Source organism: Parablautia muri, from assembly GCF_009917485.1.
GTDB lineage: Bacteria > Bacillota > Clostridia > Lachnospirales > Lachnospiraceae > Suilimivivens > Suilimivivens muri.
Window position 1 is genome coordinate 1 of the sequence record NZ_QZDT01000141.1, and the last position, 2,000, is coordinate 2,000.

Here is a 2,000-nt window from a genome sequence, read left to right on the forward strand (position 1 = left end):
AGTACCTCTTTCTTGTGATTTTTATTATATCTCATTAGCCACTCCCGTTACAACTTTATTATAGCACTTCACTTTAATTTTTCCTCCATCAGATGATAGATGCGGTCAATATCTGTATAGAAAAGAGGAATGCCGCGTTTGTGCAGACGGATATTATAGCTTAGATTTTCGGCAATCAGTTTTGCTGTGGAATCATGCAGGGATAAGGGAACACCCTTGCTTGTATGTATATGGTCGAAATAATCCGCTGTGGTCGGGAATGCGTTCTGTATAAGGAAAGCGGCATCCCAGCCGCCGCATTTACCAAGCACAATCTTGGTGCATTTTTTATACCGGGCAACTTGTCGGCTGTAAATATTCTGATATTTCTCAAACTTGGAACTTACAGGAACCATCCAGTAAATTCCGGGATTTTGGGAGTCCTGAATGGCAAGGTAATGAGGGCGGTAATTCCCGTCCTCCTTGTTTGCCATCAGTGAGTTGTCCTGTACTTCCTCAAAAAAGGCATCTTTGATGTGGTAAAAAAATCCAGATTGTATATTCATGTTTCTCCTTAATAAAAATCCCCACCACGGAGGGTGGGGATAAATGTTCGCACCGAATAATTTATATCCCGCACCATCGGTAAGCGGGAACATTTGACGCACTGAATAATTTATACCCCGCACCATCAGTAAGCGGCAACATTTTCTGTACTTTTATTATACGCAGAAAATGGGAAAAAAGCAATGACATATTTTTGAAATTCTGCATTTGGATACATAGGCATCTGCCATAACAGCAGGTGTCTTTTTTTACGCATTTTTTCAGGGAGCCTCCGGGCTTCCTTTTTTCGTGGGGAGGTGCTTTTGGGTGGGAGCGTCAAGGATACAGGGCATTACGGTGGAGATCGGCGGCGATACCACGAAACTCACCACTGCCTTAAAATCAGTCAATACGGACATACGCACCACGCAGTCACAGCTACGGGATGTAAATAACCTTTTGAAACTGGACCCCGGCAACACGGAACTGCTGGCACAGAAACACCGGCTCCTTGCGGATGCGGTGCGGGAGACGAAGGAAAAACTGGAAACCCTGAAAGCCGCTGCGGAACAGGCAAACGAGGCGCTGGCAAAGGGTGAGATCACCCAGGAGCAGTACGATGGCTTACAAAGGGAGATCATCGAGACCGAGGAAAGGCTGAAAAGCCTCGAAGAACAGGCGAACCAGTCGGCGGTGGCGGTGCAGAAGATTGCCGCCGTGGGCGAGGACTTGAAGAACCTTGGGGATAAGATTTCCGGGGTGGGGATTACCCTCACCAAAAGCGTGACCACGCCCATTGTGGGGCTTGGCACGATGGCGGTCAAGACGGCGGCAGATTTCGATACCGCCATGAGCCAGGTAGGGGCGGTGTCCGGGGCAACGGGGAAAGACCTTGATGCCCTCCGGGATAAGGCAAGGGAGATGGGGAGCAAGACCAAGTTCTCCGCATCGGAGGCGGCCGAGGCAATGAACTACATGGCGATGGCCGGCTGGAAAACTTCGGATATGCTTTCCGGCATTGAGGGCATCATGAACCTTGCCGCCGCCTCCGGGGAAGATTTGGCAAGCACATCCGATATCGTCACGGATGCCCTGACCGCTTTCGGACTTACCGCAGCGGATTCCGGGCATTTTGCGGATATCCTTGCGGCGGCATCCAGTAATGCCAATACCAACGTCTCCATGATGGGCGAAACCTTCAAATATTGTGCGCCCATTGCCGGGGCGCTTGGTTTCTCCGCGGAAGATACCGCAGAGGCGATTGGCTTAATGGGCAATGCAGGCATCAAGTCCACACAGGCCGGAACTGCGCTTCGTACTATCATGAGCAACCTTTCCGGGGAAGTGAAGATATGTGGTTCGAGCATTGGTGAAGTGACCATTGCTGTTGCTGCCCATTTATTCTGGCTTCAAATAAATCTGATTGATTGTCACAGAATTAACCGATATAATGACATCAGCATAGAGAAAGAGAA

Annotated in this window: 3 protein-coding genes; 1 reads left to right on the forward strand and 2 read right to left on the reverse strand. The window is 49.4% G+C overall.

The annotated features are described in order from the left end of the window. Positions 1-68: 68 nt before the first annotated feature. Positions 69-545: a type III toxin-antitoxin system CptIN family toxin gene (gene cptIN, locus D5281_RS24680; protein ID WP_160562500.1), complete on the reverse strand. Its 477-nt coding sequence runs from the start codon at positions 543-545 to the stop codon at positions 69-71. Positions 546-670: 125 nt separating this feature from the next. Then, positions 671-802: a hypothetical protein gene (locus tag D5281_RS26345; RefSeq protein ID WP_277935623.1), complete on the reverse strand. Its 132-nt coding sequence runs from the start codon at positions 800-802 to the stop codon at positions 671-673. Positions 803-852: 50 nt separating this feature from the next. Here D5281_RS26345 and D5281_RS24685 point away from each other — a divergent pair. Further along, positions 853-2,000, forward strand: a 1,148-nt coding sequence (locus D5281_RS24685) for a phage tail tape measure protein (protein ID WP_330585332.1), incomplete at its 3' end; no start/stop codon positions are given.